This window comes from Streptomyces sp. NPDC002386 (assembly GCF_053593175.1).
In genome coordinates this window covers 43,506-60,079 of the sequence record NZ_JBSFBX010000014.1, presented here as the reverse complement: position 1 = coordinate 60,079, position 16,574 = coordinate 43,506, and the positions used below count along the sequence as shown (strand labels likewise).

Genomic DNA, 16,574 nt, shown 5'->3' with positions numbered 1-16,574 from the left:
CTACGGCGTCGCGGCGGCGGTCCGCGCCTCGATCGCCCGCAGTACCGCCACCATGTCCTCGCCGCCGTGCCCCAGGGACACCGTCTCCTCGAACAGGGCGTGACAGGCGTCCAGCAGCGGCGAGGCCAGGTGCGCCTCGCGGGCCGCCCCGGCGATGAGCCGGTTGTTCTTCAGCACGTCCAGCGCGGCCGCCTGCACCGCGAAGTCCCCCTCGCGCAGCTTGGGGGACTTCATCCGCGAAACCGCGCTGGCCATGGGGCCCGCGTCCAGCACGTCCAGGAACAGCCCCCGGTCCAGGCCCTGCCGCCCGGCGAAGTGGAACGCCTCGGTCAGCCCGGTCACCAGAGTGATCAGGAAGAGGTTCACGGACAGCTTCATCAGCAGCGCGTTCGGCGCCGCACCGCACACGAACGTCTCCCGGCACAGCGGCGCGAGCAACGGCCGTACTACGCCGACGGCGGACTCCTCGCCCGCCAGCATGGCCACCAGCTCGCCCCGTTCCGCCGGGACCCGGGACCCGGAGACGGGCGCCTCGACGTACCGGCCGCCGGCTGCCCGCACGTCGGCCTCCAGGGCGCGGGAGTACTCGGGGGAGGTCGTGCCCATGTGGACGACGACGTGCCCGGCGACGCGGGCGGCGAAGCCGGGGGTGCCGCGGCCGAGGACGGCGTCGACCGCGGCCTCGTCGGCCAGCATCAGCAGTACCACCTCGGCCCGCGCGAACACCTCGGCGGCGTCCGCCCCGACCTCCGCCCCCGCCGCGCGCAGCGGCTCGGCCCGCCGCGGCGTGCGGTTCCACACCACGAGCGGCGTGCCGGACGCCGCCAGGCGGAGCGCCATGGGCCGTCCCATCACTCCGAGACCGATGAAACCGACGTGCACGACGTTCATGGGGCGCCCCTCGCTCCGGGGGAGTTCCGCGCGTGGGACCTCCGGGCCGATTATGACCGTCGTCATAGTAGCGGGGGTTATGACGCCGGTCATAGAGTGGAGGTGAGGGCGATCGGAGGTCCGTCATGGCGGAGTCGCGGTACGGACCGCGTGAGCGGATGGTGTTCAGCGCGGCCCAGCTGATCCGGCGGGACGGCGTCGCCGCGACCGGGATGCGGGACGTCGCCGCCCTGGCCGGGGCGCCGCGCGGCTCCCTCCAGCACTACTTCCCGGGTGGCAAGGAGCAACTGGTCAACGAGGCCGTGACCTGGGCGGGCCAGTACGCCGGCAAGCGCGTCGCCCGTTTCGTCGCGGGCCTGGACGAGCCGACGCCGAGCGGGCTGTTCGCGGCGATGGCCGCGCAGTGGACGGACGAGTACCGGGTGGACGGCTTCGCCGCCGGCTGCCCGGTCGCCGCCGCGACCGTGGACCGCGCCTCGTCGGGCAGCTCCAATCGCGCGGCGGCGGCGGACGCGTTCGCGGCCTGGCGCGGCCCGGTCGCCGAGGCGCTGACCGGCATGGGGGTCCCGGCGGCACGGGCGGACTCCCTCGCCACCCTGATGATCAGCACCCTGGAGGGCGCGATCCTCATGGCCCGGGCCGAACGGGACGTGCGTCCGCTGGACTCCGCCGTCCGCGAGCTCGGCCCCCTGCTCGACGCGGCGGCGGGCCGCGCGTAGCGGCGGCGGCCCCCGCGTTCCCGGGCGGGCCTCGGCGGGAGCGGGGGCGGGGACGGACACGGCGGCTAATTAACCTACTGGATAGTCATTCGTAGTGGGTGGGATGCGCCCGTGTTTCCCCGCTGTCAAGGGCCCGTGCGCGAGCGCGGTCGCCGGCGGCCGGGAGCGGGCGCGGCCGGCGGCCGCCGCCCCGGGGGCCGCGGGTCAGTCCGCGGCCCGCTCCGCCGTGAGATAGGCGATCACCATGTCGCCGAGCATGGCGCGGTAGTGCTCGCGCTGCGCCGGGTCGACGAGGTCGCGGCCGAACAGCGCGCCGAAGGTGTGCCGGTTGGCCACCCGGAAGAAGCAGAACGAGCTGATCATCGCGTGCAGGTCGACGGCGTCCACGTCGGCCGTGAACAGCCCCGACTCCCGCCCCGCGGCCAGGATCCGGCGGATCACCTCGAGGGCGGGGGAGCCGATCCGGCCGAGCTTCTCCGAGGCGGCGATGTGCTCGGCGCCGTGGATGTTCTCGATGCTGACCAGGCGGATGAAGTCCGGGTGCTGCTCGTGGTGGTCGAAGGTGACCTCGGCGAGCCGCCGGATCGCCGCTACCGGGTCCAGGTGCTCGACGTCCAGCTCCTGCTCGGCCTCGCGGATCACGCCGTAGGCCCGTTCCAGCACGGCCGTGAAGAGCTGTTCCTTGCCGCCGAAGTAGTAGTAGATCATCCGCTTCGTGGTGCGGGTCCGGGCCGCGATCTCGTCCACCCGGGCGCCGTCGTAGCCGGCCCGGGCGAACTCCTGGGTCGCGACGTCGAGGATCTCGGCCTGGGTGCGGGCGGCGTCCCGCGTCCGCCCGCCGGGTCGTACCGGTTCGTCGACGCTGGTCATCGGGTTCCTTCGGGCGTAGGGCCAGTGCCGGTGATTGTAGAAGCAGGGGTGGGGCGGCCCGTAAGGGTCTTCCTGAAGCCGGTCACGGCTGATATCGCTAACGTACTGGTTCGTACATTAGTGAGCGCGCCACTGAGACGCAGCGCGGCCCGGGCCGTAGGACGACCCGGGCCGCGTACGCGGGACGCGCCGGCGGCGCCCCCGCGCTCAGTCCTTCTTCGCCGTCTCCACGGCGTGGCCGCCGAACTGGTTGCGCAGCGCGGCGATCATCTTCATCTGCGGGGAGTCGTCCTGGCGGGAGGCGAACCGCGCGAACAGCGAGGCGGTGATCGCGGGCAGCGGCACCGCGTTGTCGATGGCGGCCTCCACGGTCCAGCGGCCCTCGCCGGAGTCCTCCGCGTACCCGCGCAGCTTGCCCAGGTGCTCGTCCTCGTCGAGGGCGTTGACCGCGAGGTCCAGCAGCCAGGAGCGGATGACGGTGCCCTCCTGCCAGGAGCGGAACACCTCGCGGACGTTGTCCACCGACTTGACCTTCTCCAGCAGTTCCCAGCCCTCGGCGTACGCCTGCATCATGGCGTACTCGATGCCGTTGTGGACCATCTTGGAGAAGTGCCCGGCGCCGACCCGGCCCGCGTGGACGTAGCCGTAGGGACCCTCCGGCTTGAGCGCCTCGAAGACCGGCCGGAGCCGCTCCACGTGCTCCTTGGCGCCGCCGACCATCAGCGCGTAGCCGTTCTGCAGGCCCCACACACCGCCGGAGACGCCGGCGTCGACGAAGCCGATGCCCTTGACGCCCAGTTCGGCCGCGTGCTTCTCGTCGTCCGTCCAGCGGGAGTTGCCGCCGTCGACCACCGTGTCGCCCTCGGACAGCAGGTCCTTGAGTTCGTCGACGACACCCTGGGTGGCGGTGCCGGCCGGGACCATCACCCAGACGGTGCGCGGTGCGTCCAGCTTCTCCACCAGCTCTTCGAGGCTCTTGACGTCGGAGACTTCGGGGTTGCGGTCGTAGCCGATGACGGTGTGGCCGGCGCGGCGGATCCGCTCGCGCATGTTGCCGCCCATCTTGCCGAGACCGATGAGACCGAGCTGCATGATCTATTCACTTCCTGAGAGAACGGTAGGCGGCGACGAGGGCCGTGGTGGACGGGTCCAGACCGGGCACCGCGGCACCCTCGGTCAGGGCGGGCTCGATGCGCTTGGCGAGGACCTTGCCGAGCTCCACGCCCCACTGGTCGAAGGAGTCGATGTTCCACACCGCGCCCTGCACGAACACCTTGTGCTCGTAGAGGGCGACGAGCTGGCCGAGCACGGACGGGGTCAGCTCGCGCGCGAGGATCGTCGTGGTCGGGTGGTCGCCGTGGAAGGTGCGGTGCGGCACCTGCTCCTCGGGCACGCCCTCGGCGCGGACCTCGTCGGCGGTCTTGCCGAAGGCCAGGGCCTGGGTCTGGGCGAAGAAGTTCGCCATCAGCAGGTCGTGCTGGGCCTCGAGTTCACCGCTCAGTTCGTCGACGGGGCGGGCGAAGCCGATGAAGTCCGCCGGGATCAGCTTGGTGCCCTGGTGGATCAACTGGTAGTAGGCGTGCTGCCCGTTGGTGCCGGGCGTGCCCCACACGACCGGCCCGGTCTGCCACCGCACCGGACTGCCGTCGCGCTGCACCGACTTGCCGTTGGACTCCATGTCGAGCTGCTGGAGATAGGCGGTGAACTTCGACAGGTAGTGGCTGTACGGCAGGACCGCGTGGGTCTGGGCGTCGTGGAAGTTGCCGTACCAGATGCCCAGCAGGCCCATCAGCAGCGGGGCGTTGGACTCGGGGGGCGCGGTGCGGAAGTGCTCGTCGACGAGGCGGAACCCGTCGAGCATCTCGCGGAACCGGTCCGGGCCGATGGCGATCATCAGCGACAGGCCGATCGCCGAGTCGTAGGAGTAGCGTCCGCCGACCCAGTCCCAGAACTCGAACATGTTGTCCGGGTCGATACCGAACCCGGTGACCTTCTCGGCGTTCGTGGACAGCGCCACGAAGTGCCGGGCGACCGCCTTCTCGTCGCCGCCGAGGGCGCCGAGCAGCCAGGCGCGGGCCGAAGTGGCGTTGGTGATCGTCTCGATCGTGGTGAACGTCTTGGACGCGACGATGAACAGGGTCTCCGCCGGGTCCAGGTCGCGGACGGCCTCGTGCAGGTCGGCGCCGTCCACGTTCGACACGAACCGGAAGGTCAACTCCCGTGCGGTGTAGGCGCGCAGCGCCTCGTAGGCCATGGCGGGGCCGAGGTCGGAGCCGCCGATGCCGATGTTGACGACGTTGCGGATCCGCCGGCCGGTGTGGCCGGTCCACTCGCCGGAGCGGACCCGCTCCGCGAAGCCCGCCATCTTGTCCAGCACCGCGTGCACCCGCGGTACGACGTTCTCGCCGTCGACCTCGACCACCGCGTCCGGAGCGGCCCGCAGCGCGGTGTGCAGCACCGCCCGGTCCTCGGTGATGTTGATGCGTTCACCGCGGAACATGGCGTCCCGCAGCGCGGACACGCCGGTGGCGGTGGCGAGTTCCTGCAGCAGGGCCAGGGTCTCGTCGGTGATCAGGTGCTTGCTGTAGTCGATGTGCAGGTCACCGACCCGGACGACGTAGCGCTCGGCGCGGCCGGGGTCCGTCGCGAACAGCTCGCGCAGGGAGGGCCGTCCCGCGGCCCGGTGGTCCTCCAGGGCCGTCCACTCGGGGCGGCGGGTCAGCTGGGGGAGGTCTGACGGTGCGTCGGACATGTCAGGCGTGCTCCTTGGTGGCCGCGCCGTTGAGGGCGACGGCGTACATCTCGTCGGCGTCGAGGCGGCGCAGCTCCTCGGCGATGAGTTCGGAGGTGGGGCGGACCTTCAGGGCGAGGGTGCGCGGCGGCTGCCCCGGCAGGGTCAGCGTCGCCAGCGGCCCCTCGGGGCGGTCGATGACGATCTCGCCGTTCCCGGTGCCGAGCCGGACGGCGGTGACCACCGGCCCCGCCGTGACCACACGGTCCACCGGCACGTTCAGCCGGGCCTCCAGCCAGCGGGAGAGGAGTTCGGCGCTGGGGTTCTCCTGCTCGGCCTCGACGGCCGCCGAGGTCACCTTCACCCGGGCCTGGTCGAGCGCGGCCGCCAGCATGGAGCGCCACGGCGTGAGCCGGGTCCAGGCGAGGTCGGTGTCGCCGGGCGCGTAGTTGCGGACCCGGGTCTCCAGGACCTCCAGCGGGCGCTCGACGGCGTACAAGTCGGTGATCCGGCGCTGGGCCAGCGCGCCGAGCGGGTCCTTGGAGGGGGTCTCGGGCGCTTCCACCGGCCACCACACGACGACCGGGGCGTCGGGCAGCAGCAGCGGCAGGACCACCGAGGCGGCGTGGTCGGACACCTCACCGTAGGTGCGCAGCACCACCGTCTCGCCGGTGCCGGCCTCGGAGCCGACCCGGACCTCGGCGTCCAGCCGGGAGGCGGTGCGGTCGCGCAGGGTGCGGGCGTGCCGCTTGATGACGACCAGGGTCCGCGAGGGGTGCTCGTGCGAGGCCTCCTCGGCGGCCCGGAGCGAGTCGTAGGCGTTCTCCTCGTCCGTGACGATGACCATCGTCAGGACCATGCCCACGGCCGGGGTGCCGATGGCCCGGCGGCCCCGTACCAGCGCCTTGTTGATCTTGCTTGCCGTGGTGTCGGTCAGGTCGATCTTCATGGCCTGCGCCAGCTCCGTCCGTCTCGTGCGAGCATCTCGTTTGCCTCTTCCGGACCCCAGGTACCCGCCGGGTACTGGGCCGGCCTGCCGTGCCGGGACCAGTACTCCTCGATCGGGTCGAGGATCTTCCAGGACTCTTCCACTTCCTGGTGACGGGGGAACAGGTTGGCGTCGCCGAGCAGCACGTCCAGGATGAGCCGCTCGTACGCCTCCGGGCTGGACTCCGTGAACGACTCGCCGTAGGCGAAGTCCATGGAAACGTCCCGGATCTCCATCGAGGTGCCCGGGACCTTCGAGCCGAACCGCACGGTCATGCCCTCGTCCGGCTGGACGCGGATCACGATGGCGTTCTGGCCCAGCTCCTCGGTGGCGGTGGAGTCGAACGGGGAGTGCGGGGCCCGCTGGAAGACCACCGCGATCTCGGTGACCCGGCGGCCGAGGCGCTTGCCGGTGCGCAGGTAGAACGGGACGCCCGCCCAGCGGCGGTTGTCGATGCCCAGCTTGATCGCGGCGAAGGTGTCGGTCTTCGACTTGGGGTCGATGCCCTCCTCCTGGAGGTAGCCGACGACCTTCTCGCCCCCCTGCCACCCGGACGCGTACTGGCCGCGCACGGTGTGCGAGCCGAGGTCCTCCGGCAGCCGCACCGACTTCAGCACCTTCAGCTTCTCGGTGAGCAGCGCCTCCGCGTCGAACGCGATGGGCTCCTCCATGGCCGTGAGGGCCATCAGCTGCAGCAGGTGGTTCTGGATGACGTCACGGGCGGCGCCGATGCCGTCGTAGTAGCCGGCCCGGCCGCCGATGCCGATGTCCTCGGCCATCGTGATCTGCACGTGGTCGACGTAACTGCGGTTCCAGATCGGCTCGTACATCTGGTTGGCGAAGCGCAGCGCCAGGATGTTCTGGACGGTCTCCTTGCCGAGGTAGTGGTCGATCCGGAACACCTGGTCCGGGTCGAACACGTCGTGCAGGAGCGCGTTCAGGTCGCGGGCGCTGGCGATGTCGTGGCCGAACGGCTTCTCGATGACCGCGCGCCGCCAGGCGCCCGGCGGCGGGGAGGCCAGGCCGTGCTTCTTGAGCTGCCGCACGACCTTGGGGAAGAACTTCGGCGGCACCGAGAAGTAGAACGCGAAGTTGCCGCCGGTGCCCCGGGAGGCGTCCAGTTCCTCGACGGCGTCCTTGAGCTGCTTGAACGCGGTGTCGTCGTCGAAGTCACCGGGGATGAACCGCATGCCCTCGGAGAGCTGCTGCCAGACCTCCTCCCGGAACGGGGTGCGCGAGTGCTCGCGCACCGCGTCGTGCACGACCTGGGCGAAGTCCTGGTCCTCCCAGTCCCGGCGGGCGAAGCCGACCAGGGAGAAGCCGGGCGGCAGCAGCCCGCGGTTGGCCAGGTCGTAGACGGCCGGCATCAGCTTCTTGCGGGACAGGTCACCGGTCACACCGAAGATGACCAGGCCGGAGGGGCCCGCGATGCGGGGCAGCCGGCGGTCGCCGCCGTCCCGCAGCGGGTTCACCCAGTCGGCGGCCGGGCCGACCGGGACGCGCACGTCCTCGGTGGCGGCCGGCTTCTCCGGCTGCTGGGCGTCGGTCGTCATCACGCCTCAACTCCCTTGTTCCTCAACGACTCGGTGACGGCGTCCAGCAGTTCCTGCCAGGCCGTCTCGAACTTGGCGACACCCTCGTCCTCGAGCTGCTGGACGACCTCGTCGTAGGAGATGCCGAGCCGCTCGACGGCCGCGAGGTCCGCCCGGGCCTGCTCGTAGCCACCGGTCACCGTGTCGCCGGTGATCTCGCCGTGGTCGGCGGTGGCCGTCAGGGTGGCCTCCGGCATGGTGTTGACGGTGCCGGGGGCGACCAGCTCGTCGACGTACAGGGTGTCCTTGTAGGCGGGGTCCTTCACACCGGTGGAGGCCCACAGCGGACGCTGCTTGTTGGCCCGCTCACCGGCGAGCGCCTGCCAGCGCCCGGATCCGAACACCTCCTCGTACGCCTCGTAGGCCAGCCGGGCGTTGGCGAGGGCCGCCCGGCCCTTGAGCGCGAGGGCCTCGTCGGTGCCCAGCGCGGTCAGCCGCTTGTCGATCTCGCTGTCCACGCGGGAGACGAAGAAGGACGCCACCGAGTGGATCTCCGACAGGTCCAGGCCCCGCTCCCGGGCCTTCTCCAGACCGGCCAGGTAGGCGTCCATGACCTCGCGGTAGCGCTCGAGGGAGAAGATCAGCGTCACGTTGACGCTGATGCCGAGGCCGATCACCTCCGTGATCGCCGGCAGACCCGCCCGGGTCGCCGGGATCTTGATCATCACGTTGGGGCGGTCGACCAGCCAGGCGAGCTGCTTGGCCTCGGCGACCGTGGCCTCGGTGCGGTGCGCCAGCCGCGGGTCCACCTCGATGGAGACCCGGCCGTCACGGCCGTCCGAGACGGTGTACGCGTCCCGCAGGACGTCCGCGGCCGCCCGCACATCGGCGGTCGTCATCATCCGTACGGCCTCGTCGACCGTCACACCCCGCACCGCGAGGTCGGTGAGCTGCTCCTCGTAGCCCTCGCCGGAGCCTATGGCCGCCTGGAAGATCGAGGGGTTGGTGGTGACGCCGACGACGCCGCCGCCGTCCACGAGACCGGCCAGGCTGCCCGAGGTGATGCGGCTGCGCGACAGGTCGTCCAGCCAGACCGACACCCCCTCGTCGGCGAGGCGCTTGAGGGCTCCCGGGGTGGCGATTGCTTCGGTCACAGTGATCTTCTTTCCTATCGCTTCGGTATCAGGCGTGCGTGGCGGCCAGCGACTCGCGGGCAGCGGCGGCGACGTTGTCGGGGGTGAAGCCGAACTCGGCGAACAGTGTGGTCGCGTCGGCGGAGGCACCGAAGTGTTCGAGGGAGACGATCCGACCTGCGTCGCCCACGAAACGGTGCCAGGTCAGGCCGATGCCGGCCTCCACGGCGACCCGGGCCTTCACGGCCGGCGGCAGCACCCGCTCCCGGTAGGCGCGCGGCTGCTGCTCGAACCACTCCACGGACGGCATGGACACCACGCGGGTGCCGATCCCCTCGGCCTCCAGCCGCTCCCGGGCGGCGACGGCGAGCTGCACCTCGGAACCGGTCGCGATGATGATCACCTCCGGGGTCCCGGTCGACGACTCGCGCAGCACGTAGCCGCCCTTGGCCGCGTCCTCGTTCGGCGCGTAGGCGGGCACGCCCTGGCGGGTGAGCGCGAGTCCGTGCGGGGCAGGGTCGGTGGCGTGCCTCTTCAGGATCTCGGCCCAGGCGATCGCGGTCTCGTTGGCGTCCGCCGGGCGGACGACGTTCAGGCCCGGGATCGCGCGCAGCGAGGCCAGGTGCTCGACCGGCTGGTGGGTCGGTCCGTCCTCGCCGAGACCGATGGAGTCGTGGGTCCAGACGTACGTCACCGGGAGCTGCATCAGGGCCGACATCCGCACGGCGTTGCGCATGTAGTCGGAGAACACCAGGAAGGTGCCGCCGTAGACGCGGGTGTTGCCGTGCAGGGCGATGCCGTTCATCTCGGCGGCCATCGAGAACTCGCGGATGCCGAAGTGGACGGTACGGCCGTACGGGTCGGCCTCGGGCAGCGGGTTGCCCGCGGGCAGGAAGGAGCTGCTCTTGTCGATGGTGGTGTTGTTCGACCCGGCGAGGTCGGCGGAACCGCCCCACAGTTCCGGGATCACCGCGCCGAGGGCCTGCAGCACCTTGCCGGAGGCGGCTCGGGTGGCGACGGACTTGCCCTCCTCGAACACCGGCAGCGCGTCCTGCCAGCCCTCGGGCAGCTCGCCCTTGCTGATCCGGTCGAAGAGCAGCGCCCGCTCGGGGTGCGCGGCCCGCCACTCGGCGATGCGCTTGTCCCAGGCCGCGTGCGCCTCGGCGCCCCGGTCCAGGGCCCGCCGGGAGTGGTCGAGGACCTCGTCCGCGACCTCGAAGCTGCGCTCCGGGTCGAAGCCGAGGACGCGCTTGGTGGCGGCGATCTCGTCCTCGCCGAGCGCGGAGCCGTGGGAGGCCTCGGTGTTCCGCGCGTTCGGGGCCGGCCAGGCGATGACCGTGCGCAGGGCGATGATGGAGGGCCGTCCGGTCTCGGCCCGCGCCGCCTCCAGCGCGGCGTGCAGCGCGGGGACGTCGACGTCGCCGTCGGCGGTGGGCGTGACGCGCTGGGTGTGCCAGCCGTAGGCCTCGTACCGCTTCAGCACGTCCTCGGAGAAGGCGGTGGCGGTGTCGCCCTCGATGGAGATGTGGTTGTCGTCGTAGACGAAGACCAGGTTGCCGAGCTTCTGGTGGCCGGCGAGGGAGGAGGCCTCGGCGGAGACGCCCTCCTCCAGGTCACCGTCGGAGACGATCGCCCAGACGGTGTGGTCGAAGGGGGACTCGCCCTGCGGGGCGTCCGGGTCGAACAGACCGCGCTCGTAACGGGCGGCCATCGCCATGCCGACGGCGTTGGCGACGCCCTGGCCCAGCGGGCCGGTCGTGGTCTCGACACCGGCGGTGTGGCCGTACTCCGGGTGACCGGGAGTCTTCGAGCCGTGCGTGCGGAACGCCTTCAGATCGTCCAGCTCCAGCTCGTAGCCGGCGAGGAAGAGCTGGGTGTACAGCGTCAGCGACGTGTGGCCGGGGGAGAGCACGAAGCGGTCACGACCGGTCCACTCCGGGTCGGCAGGGTCATGACGCATCACCTTTTGAAAGATCGTGTACGCGACAGGCGCCAGGCTCATCGCGGTGCCGGGGTGTCCGTTGCCGACCTTCTGCACCGCGTCCGCGGCGAGAAGCCTGGCGGTGTCCACGGCGCGGCGGTCGAGATCGGTCCACTCGAAGCCTTCGGGTGTCTGCGTACTCATCTTCAAGAAGTCCTCGTTCTGTGCGGAGCAGCTGGCCGGACGCGTTCAAATCTAAAAGTCTGACTTTTTCGAGGAAAGGTCGGGGTGTGTCAGCCTGTGGTGAATCTGGGACAGTGATCGCGCGAGCGGAACGGCACATGAAGAACATGGCGGACGAAACACCCCGAGCCAAGGGGGAGGGCGACCAGGACGTGGACGGCGACGCGATCAGAACCTTCCCCTTCCCGGCGGACCTGGCCGTCGGGGGCGTCGGCATGCAGATCGGCCCCATGGAGGGCGACCGCACCTGGCACGCCGACGCCCCGCTGCACCGCGTCCACCGCATCGACTTCCACGTGGTCATGCTCTTCACCGGCGGCCCCGTGCGCCACATGGTCGATTTCGCCGAGTACCGGGCCGGGGCCGGGGACCTGCTGTGGATCCGCCCCGGGCAGGTCCACCGCTTCGCCCGGAGCAGCGAGTACCGCGGAACCGTCCTGACCATGCAGCCAGGCTTCCTGCCCCGCGCCACCGTCGAGGCCACCGGCCTGTACCGCTACGACCTGCCGCCGCTGCTGCACCCCGGACCGGAGCAGCTCGCCGCGCTCCGGGCCGCGCTCGAGCAGCTCCGACGCGAGTACGAGGACACCGCGACGCTCCCGCTCAGCCTGCACACGGCCGTCCTGCGGCACACCCTGACGGCGTTCCTGCTGCGCCTCGCCCACCTCGCCGCCAGCTCGGCCGAGGCACCACGGCGGCCGGCGGACAGCACCTTCACGCTCTTCCGGGACGCGGTCGAGCAGGGCTTCGCCACCCAGCACAGCGTCAGCGCCTACGCGGACGCGCTCGGTTACTCCCGCCGCACGCTCGTCCGCGCGGTCCGCGCGGCCACCGGCGAGACGCCGAAGGGGTTCATCGACAAGCGGGTCGTCCTGGAGGCCAAGCGGCTCCTCGCTCACACGGACCTGCCGATCGGCCGTGTCGGGGCGGCCGTGGGCTTTCCCGACGCGGCCAACTTCTCCAAGTTCTTCCAGCTCCACACGGGCGTCACACCGGTCGCGTTCCGGGCCGAACTGCATTGAGTTCCCGACAACTTGAAGTCCCGGGCCAAGGGGCTGGTGTGATCCGTCTCCGGGGGAGCAGTCCGATCAGCTCGTCGCGCCGGCGGCGGACCGTGGACTCGGACACGTCGTTGCCGCCGGCCATGTCGGCCAGGCGCTGGTCGTGACGCAGTACGGCCAGGACGATCACCGCGATCTTCCCGGGCGGCAGGATCCGCCAGCGTGACCGTATCGCCTTCAGATGACGCCGTAGCAGGTCGGTGAGGTGGTTGACGGTGCGCGTGGACAGCGGGAGACGGCACTGGTAGACAAGCGGGCAGGTGTCCTCGGCGCGCTCTTCGGTATTCGTCACGCAATTCCAACGGCCGCCGGGGGCAACCTGGTTACGCGTGTGCTGAGCCGCTCCGAGTGGCGGTGCCACTCGTCACAGGCGGGTGGTGAAGCGGCCGTCGGGCAGTTTGCGGAGCCAGCCGCGATCGACGAGTCTGACCAGCCTGCCGCGCAGCGGTTCCAGCTTGGACTTCACGCTGACGTCCACCCCCACTGCCTCGCCGACCTCGCGGCCATGACCGGTCCGGCGGCTTGGCGCACGGCGGCGATGATGCCCTGGTAGTCCGGCGGGAGCGCATCCTCCTCCCCGGAGGATCACTGCCCGCACCACCGCATCGGATGGACTCGGTGCGCTCCACTCGGTGGGCGTGCTGCGCAGGGCATGACGGTTGAAGACAGGTGGCGGAGCAGCTCTCTCAGGTGGTGAGCAGTTCGGCGATCTCATGGGCGAGCTCCGGCCCGAGCGAGCCCCACCCATCCTTGTAGCCGTACACACTCCCCAGGGTGCGGGCGTCGTAGTCGCCGTTCAGGATGTCTATGTCGGTGGGGGTGATGAGCGACGGGTGGGGGACACCGACGGCGCCCGAGACCTTGAGCAACTCCCGGCGCAGGGTGCGCAGGTACGTCGCGGCCCGGATGCCCTTCGAGGGCGCGTCGATGCCGCGCGCCAGCCACGGGTTCTGGGTGGCGATGCCGGTGGGGCACTTGTCGGTGTGGCACTTCTGGGCCTGGATGCAGCCGATGGACAGCATCGCCTCACGGCCCACGTTGATCATGTCGACGCCGAGGGCGAACGCGACGACGGCGTTCTCGGGCAGGCCGAGCTTGCCGGAGCCGATGAAGGTGATGTCGTCGGTCAGGCCCCGCTCGGCGAACACGCCGTAGACGCGGGAGAAACCCACGCGGAACGGCAGGGACACCGAGTCGGCGAAGATCAGGGGAGCCGCCCCAGTGCCGCCCTCGCCACCGTCGACGGTCACGAAGTCGACCCCTCGCTCACCCCGCTCCATCAGCGTGGCGAGTTCCTCCCAGAAGTCCATCTCCCCGATGGCGCTCTTGATCCCGACCGGCAATCCGGTCTCCGCGGCCAACAGTTCCACGAAGTCGAGCATCGAGTCCACGTCGTGGAACGCTGTGTGCCGCGAAGGCGAAGCGCAGTCCTTGCCTGCAGGAATGCCGCGGATCGCGGCTATCTCGTCGGTCACCTTCGCGCCCGGCAGCATGCCGCCGAGCCCCGGCTTCGCGCCCTGCGAGAGCTTGATCTCGATTGCCTTGACGGGCGCGCCCGCGACCATGGACTTGAGCTTGTCGAGGTTGAACGTCCCGTCCTCGTTGCGGCAGCCGAAGTACGACGTACCGATCTGGAGGACAAGGTCCCCGCCGTTGAGGTGGTAGGGCGACAGGCCGCCCTCGCCGGTGTTGTGCATCGTCCCGGCCAGCGCCGCGCCCTTGTTGAGCGCCGTGACGGCCGCGCCGGACAGCGAGCCGAAGCTCATCGCCGAGATGTTGACGACGCTCGCCGGGCGGAACGCCTTCGCGCGGCCGCGCGGTCCGCCGAGCTCCTTGGCCGAGGGCAACGCCGCTTGTGGGTCGCTCAGATCGGGCAGCGCACCGGCGAACGTACGCTGCTTCACGTATGCATGACCCTGCACGTGCTCGATGTCATTGTCGGTGCCGAACCCGAAGTAGTTGTTCTCCCCCTTCGCCGACGTGTAGATCCAGCTGCGCTGGTCACGGCTGAAGGGACGCTCCTCGTCGTTGGACGTCACGATGTACTGCCGTAGCTCGGGGCCGATCGTCTCCAGCACATACCTGGCGTGTCCCACCAGGGGGAAGTTCCTCAGCAGCGCGTGCTTCTTCTGCACGAGGTCGCGGGCGGCCACCAGCGCCAACCCTGTGGCGGCTGCCGCACCTATGCTCCGAGCACGCATCACAATCGTTCCTCTCCTCGACCGGCCGAACCTCACGCTGACCATCTACCCCGCGCCGCGGAAATGCCACGCGATGCCGGAGGCCCGAGGGCACCCCCCCCTGCGGGAGGGCTGCCGCGCGGCCAGTACGGGGGTCGGGCCGTGCCGCGGGCGGGTCAGAGCGCCGAGTCGAGGTGCCCGAGGTGCTTGGTGAGGTTCATGTTCTCGGCGTAGTCCACCGGGCAGTTGATGATCGACACGCCCGGGTCTGCCAGTGCCTCACGGAGCGTCGGCAGCAGGTCCCCAGCGGACTCGATGTGGTAGCCCTTCGCGCCGAAGCTGCGGGCGTACTGGACGATGTCCGGGTTGCCGAAGTCGGTGTTGGAGTTTTCCCCGACCTCCAGGTCCATCTTCCACTTGATGAGCCCGTAGCCGTTGTCCTCCCAGATCAGCACGGTCAGCGGAATGTTCTCGCGGACCGCCGTCTCGATCTCCTGGGAGTGCATGAGGAACGAGCCGTCGCCGACCGCCGCCAGCACCTTCGTCTGCGGCCTGGCGAGCTGAACCGCGAGCGCGCCGGGCAGCGAGAAGCCCATGGTGGACAAGCCGTTGGAGATGAGGCAGGTGTTCGGCGCGTACGTTGGGTAGAGCCGGGCCATCCACATCTTCAGCGCGCCGGTGTCGACCAGCACGATGTCGTCGCGACCGAGCGCGGCGCGGGTGTCGGCGATGACCCGTTGCGGGGCGAGCGGGTAGCGCTCGTCCGCGGCGCCCTGCTCGAGTTCCTTGGCCAGCAGCGCGCGGGTGGCCATGGTGTCCTCGTCGTCGATGGTCCAGCGCAGGCCGTCGAGTTCGGTGGCCAGGGCGTCGAGGGAGGCCGAAATGTCGCCGATGATGCCGACGTCGACCGAGTAGCTGTCGTCCACCTCCGCCGGGACGCGGTGGATGTGGACGATCTTCTTGTCACCGTCCGGGTTTATCCGGGACGGGTCGAACTCCTGCAGCTCGTAGCCGACGGCGATGACGACGTCGGCCTCCTCGAACCCGAAGTTGGTGTAGTCGCGCCGCATGAAGCCGAACGTGCCGGTCGCGCACGGGTGGTCGTCGGGCAGGACGCCCTTGCCGTGGAAGGTGGTCGCCGTCGACACGTCGAGTGCGGTGGCGAACGCCGTCAGCGACTCCGCGGCGCCGCCGCGCGCCGCACCGTGTCCGGCGAGGATCACCGGCCGGCGGGCCTCCCGCAGCAGCTCCACCGCTCGCTTGATCTGCTTCGGGGACGGTGCCTCGGGCTGCACGACGTTCCTGCGCAGCGGGCGCAGGTCCGAGCCGTCCGTCGCCGCGTCGACGTCCTCGGGCACGGCGAGATAGACGGCGCCGGGCCGCTCGGACTCCGCGGTCTTGAACGCGCGCCGCACCATCTCGGGGATGGCCTGGGTGGCCGGGACCTCCGCCGACCACTTCGTGACCGGGGCGAACATGCTCACCAGGTCCACGAACTGGTGGGACTCCTTGTAGTTGCGCTCCTTGCCGACCTGCGCGGTGATCGCGACGACGGGCGTGCTGTTCGTCATGGCGTCGGCCACGCCCAGCATCAGGTTGATCGCGCCGGGCCCCAGCGTCGCGGACATCACACCCGCCGAGCCGGTGAGCCGGCCGTGCATCTCCGCCATGAAAGACGCGGCCTGCTCGTGGCGGGTGAGGACGTAGCGGATCTTCTCCGAGCGGGCGAGGGCGTTGGTGAAACGGATGTTCTCCTCGCCGGGTACGCCGAACACCACCTCGACGCCCTCGTTCTCCAGGCAGCGAACCAGGAGTTCGGCCGCTCCGTCGGGGGTCTGCTTCCGGTGCTCGGCGTCGCTCACGCTGATCGTGTCCTCTCCTGAGTTTTGGCCGCGCCGATGGGCGGGCCGGTCAGACGTCTACCCCGGTCGGCCGCACTCACAAGCTCACCTCGGACCAGAAGGAAGCCAACCGCGTCCTCGCGATCGGACGGGCACCGGTCAAGCACGGCTTCGCCCATCTCGAGAACTGGCGGATCCTCATCAAGCTCCGCACCGATCCCGCCCGCGTCTCCCGCCTCCTGCGCGCTCTGCTCGTCCTGACGAACATCGAAATCAACCGCTGACAGATGATCTTCTTCGCGGACTCCCGTCCATGACCAGCGTGAGCATGTGGAGAATCGGTCACATCAGCCCTTTGAACTGCGACTTCAAGTTGGCGGAGGCTCACTGACCCGCGGCCCCGGCCCCGCCGGCCGGCCGCCCCGCCGCGCCGCGGCGCGCCCGCCTGGGATGCGCGGGGAGCC

The 16,574-nt window shown here is 70.5% G+C and carries 14 protein-coding genes; 3 read left to right on the top strand and 11 right to left on the bottom strand.

The annotated features are described in order from the left end of the window. Positions 1-891, bottom strand: a complete 891-nt coding sequence (locus tag ACWCPN_RS26180; protein WP_451210683.1) for an NAD(P)-dependent oxidoreductase — start codon at positions 889-891, stop codon at positions 1-3. A 125-nt stretch (positions 892-1,016) separates the two neighbouring features. On the opposite strand from ACWCPN_RS26180, the gene ACWCPN_RS26175 reads away from it, so the two are divergent. Next, positions 1,017-1,610, top strand: coding sequence for an LmrA/YxaF family transcription factor (locus ACWCPN_RS26175; RefSeq protein WP_392292522.1), 594 nt, complete (start codon positions 1,017-1,019; stop codon positions 1,608-1,610). Positions 1,611-1,814: 204 nt separating this feature from the next. On the opposite strand, the gene ACWCPN_RS26170 is transcribed toward ACWCPN_RS26175, so the two are convergent. From ACWCPN_RS26170 to tkt, 7 genes are all read right to left on the bottom strand, one after another. Continuing rightward, positions 1,815-2,480: a TetR/AcrR family transcriptional regulator gene (locus ACWCPN_RS26170; RefSeq protein WP_451210679.1), complete on the bottom strand. Its 666-nt coding sequence runs from the start codon at positions 2,478-2,480 to the stop codon at positions 1,815-1,817. A gap of 207 nt (positions 2,481-2,687) precedes the next feature. Continuing rightward, complete coding sequence (gene gnd / locus ACWCPN_RS26165) at positions 2,688-3,572, bottom strand: phosphogluconate dehydrogenase (NAD(+)-dependent, decarboxylating) (RefSeq protein ID WP_451210675.1); 885 nt, start codon at positions 3,570-3,572, stop codon at positions 2,688-2,690. A gap of 7 nt (positions 3,573-3,579) precedes the next feature. Further along, positions 3,580-5,232 (bottom strand): glucose-6-phosphate isomerase, encoded by a 1,653-nt coding sequence (pgi, locus tag ACWCPN_RS26160; RefSeq protein ID WP_451210672.1) that lies wholly within the window; start codon positions 5,230-5,232, stop codon positions 3,580-3,582. A gap of 1 nt (position 5,233) precedes the next feature. Further along, positions 5,234-6,160, bottom strand: coding sequence for a glucose-6-phosphate dehydrogenase assembly protein OpcA (gene opcA / locus ACWCPN_RS26155; protein WP_451210669.1), 927 nt, complete (start codon positions 6,158-6,160; stop codon positions 5,234-5,236). Then, positions 6,157-7,752, bottom strand: a complete 1,596-nt coding sequence (gene zwf, locus ACWCPN_RS26150; RefSeq protein ID WP_451210666.1) for a glucose-6-phosphate dehydrogenase — start codon at positions 7,750-7,752, stop codon at positions 6,157-6,159. The genes opcA and zwf overlap by 4 nt, the downstream gene beginning before the upstream one ends. Further along, entirely contained in the window at positions 7,752-8,885 is a 1,134-nt protein-coding gene (gene tal, locus ACWCPN_RS26145) for a transaldolase (protein WP_451210663.1), read from the bottom strand. Before tal ends, zwf begins: the two co-directional genes overlap by 1 nt. Before the next feature lie 28 nt (positions 8,886-8,913). Beyond that, positions 8,914-10,989 (bottom strand): transketolase, encoded by a 2,076-nt coding sequence (gene tkt, locus ACWCPN_RS26140; RefSeq protein ID WP_451210661.1) that lies wholly within the window; start codon positions 10,987-10,989, stop codon positions 8,914-8,916. Between the two features lie 146 nt (positions 10,990-11,135). Between tkt and ACWCPN_RS26135 the strand changes: the two genes are divergently transcribed. Continuing rightward, the gene (locus ACWCPN_RS26135) at positions 11,136-12,050 is read left to right on the top strand and encodes a helix-turn-helix domain-containing protein (protein ID WP_451211027.1); all 915 of its coding nucleotides are present in this window, start codon (positions 11,136-11,138) and stop codon (positions 12,048-12,050) included. On the opposite strand, the gene ACWCPN_RS26130 is transcribed toward ACWCPN_RS26135, so the two are convergent. From ACWCPN_RS26130 to ACWCPN_RS26120, 3 genes are all read right to left on the bottom strand, one after another. Then, complete coding sequence (locus tag ACWCPN_RS26130; RefSeq protein ID WP_451210658.1) at positions 12,016-12,381, bottom strand: hypothetical protein; 366 nt, start codon at positions 12,379-12,381, stop codon at positions 12,016-12,018. The two genes, ACWCPN_RS26135 and ACWCPN_RS26130, sit on opposite strands and share 35 nt — an antisense overlap. Before the next feature lie 394 nt (positions 12,382-12,775). After that, the gene (locus tag ACWCPN_RS26125; RefSeq protein ID WP_451210655.1) at positions 12,776-14,290 is read right to left on the bottom strand and encodes an FMN-binding glutamate synthase family protein; all 1,515 of its coding nucleotides are present in this window, start codon (positions 14,288-14,290) and stop codon (positions 12,776-12,778) included. A 155-nt stretch (positions 14,291-14,445) separates the two neighbouring features. Next, on the bottom strand, positions 14,446-16,131 hold the full coding sequence (locus ACWCPN_RS26120) for an acetolactate synthase large subunit (protein WP_451210652.1): 1,686 nt from the start codon (positions 16,129-16,131) through the stop codon (positions 14,446-14,448). 17 nt (positions 16,132-16,148) lie between these two features. Between ACWCPN_RS26120 and ACWCPN_RS26115 the strand changes: the two genes are divergently transcribed. Next, entirely contained in the window at positions 16,149-16,394 is a 246-nt protein-coding gene (locus ACWCPN_RS26115; RefSeq protein ID WP_451211024.1) for a transposase family protein, read from the top strand. Positions 16,395-16,574 lie beyond the last annotated feature (180 nt).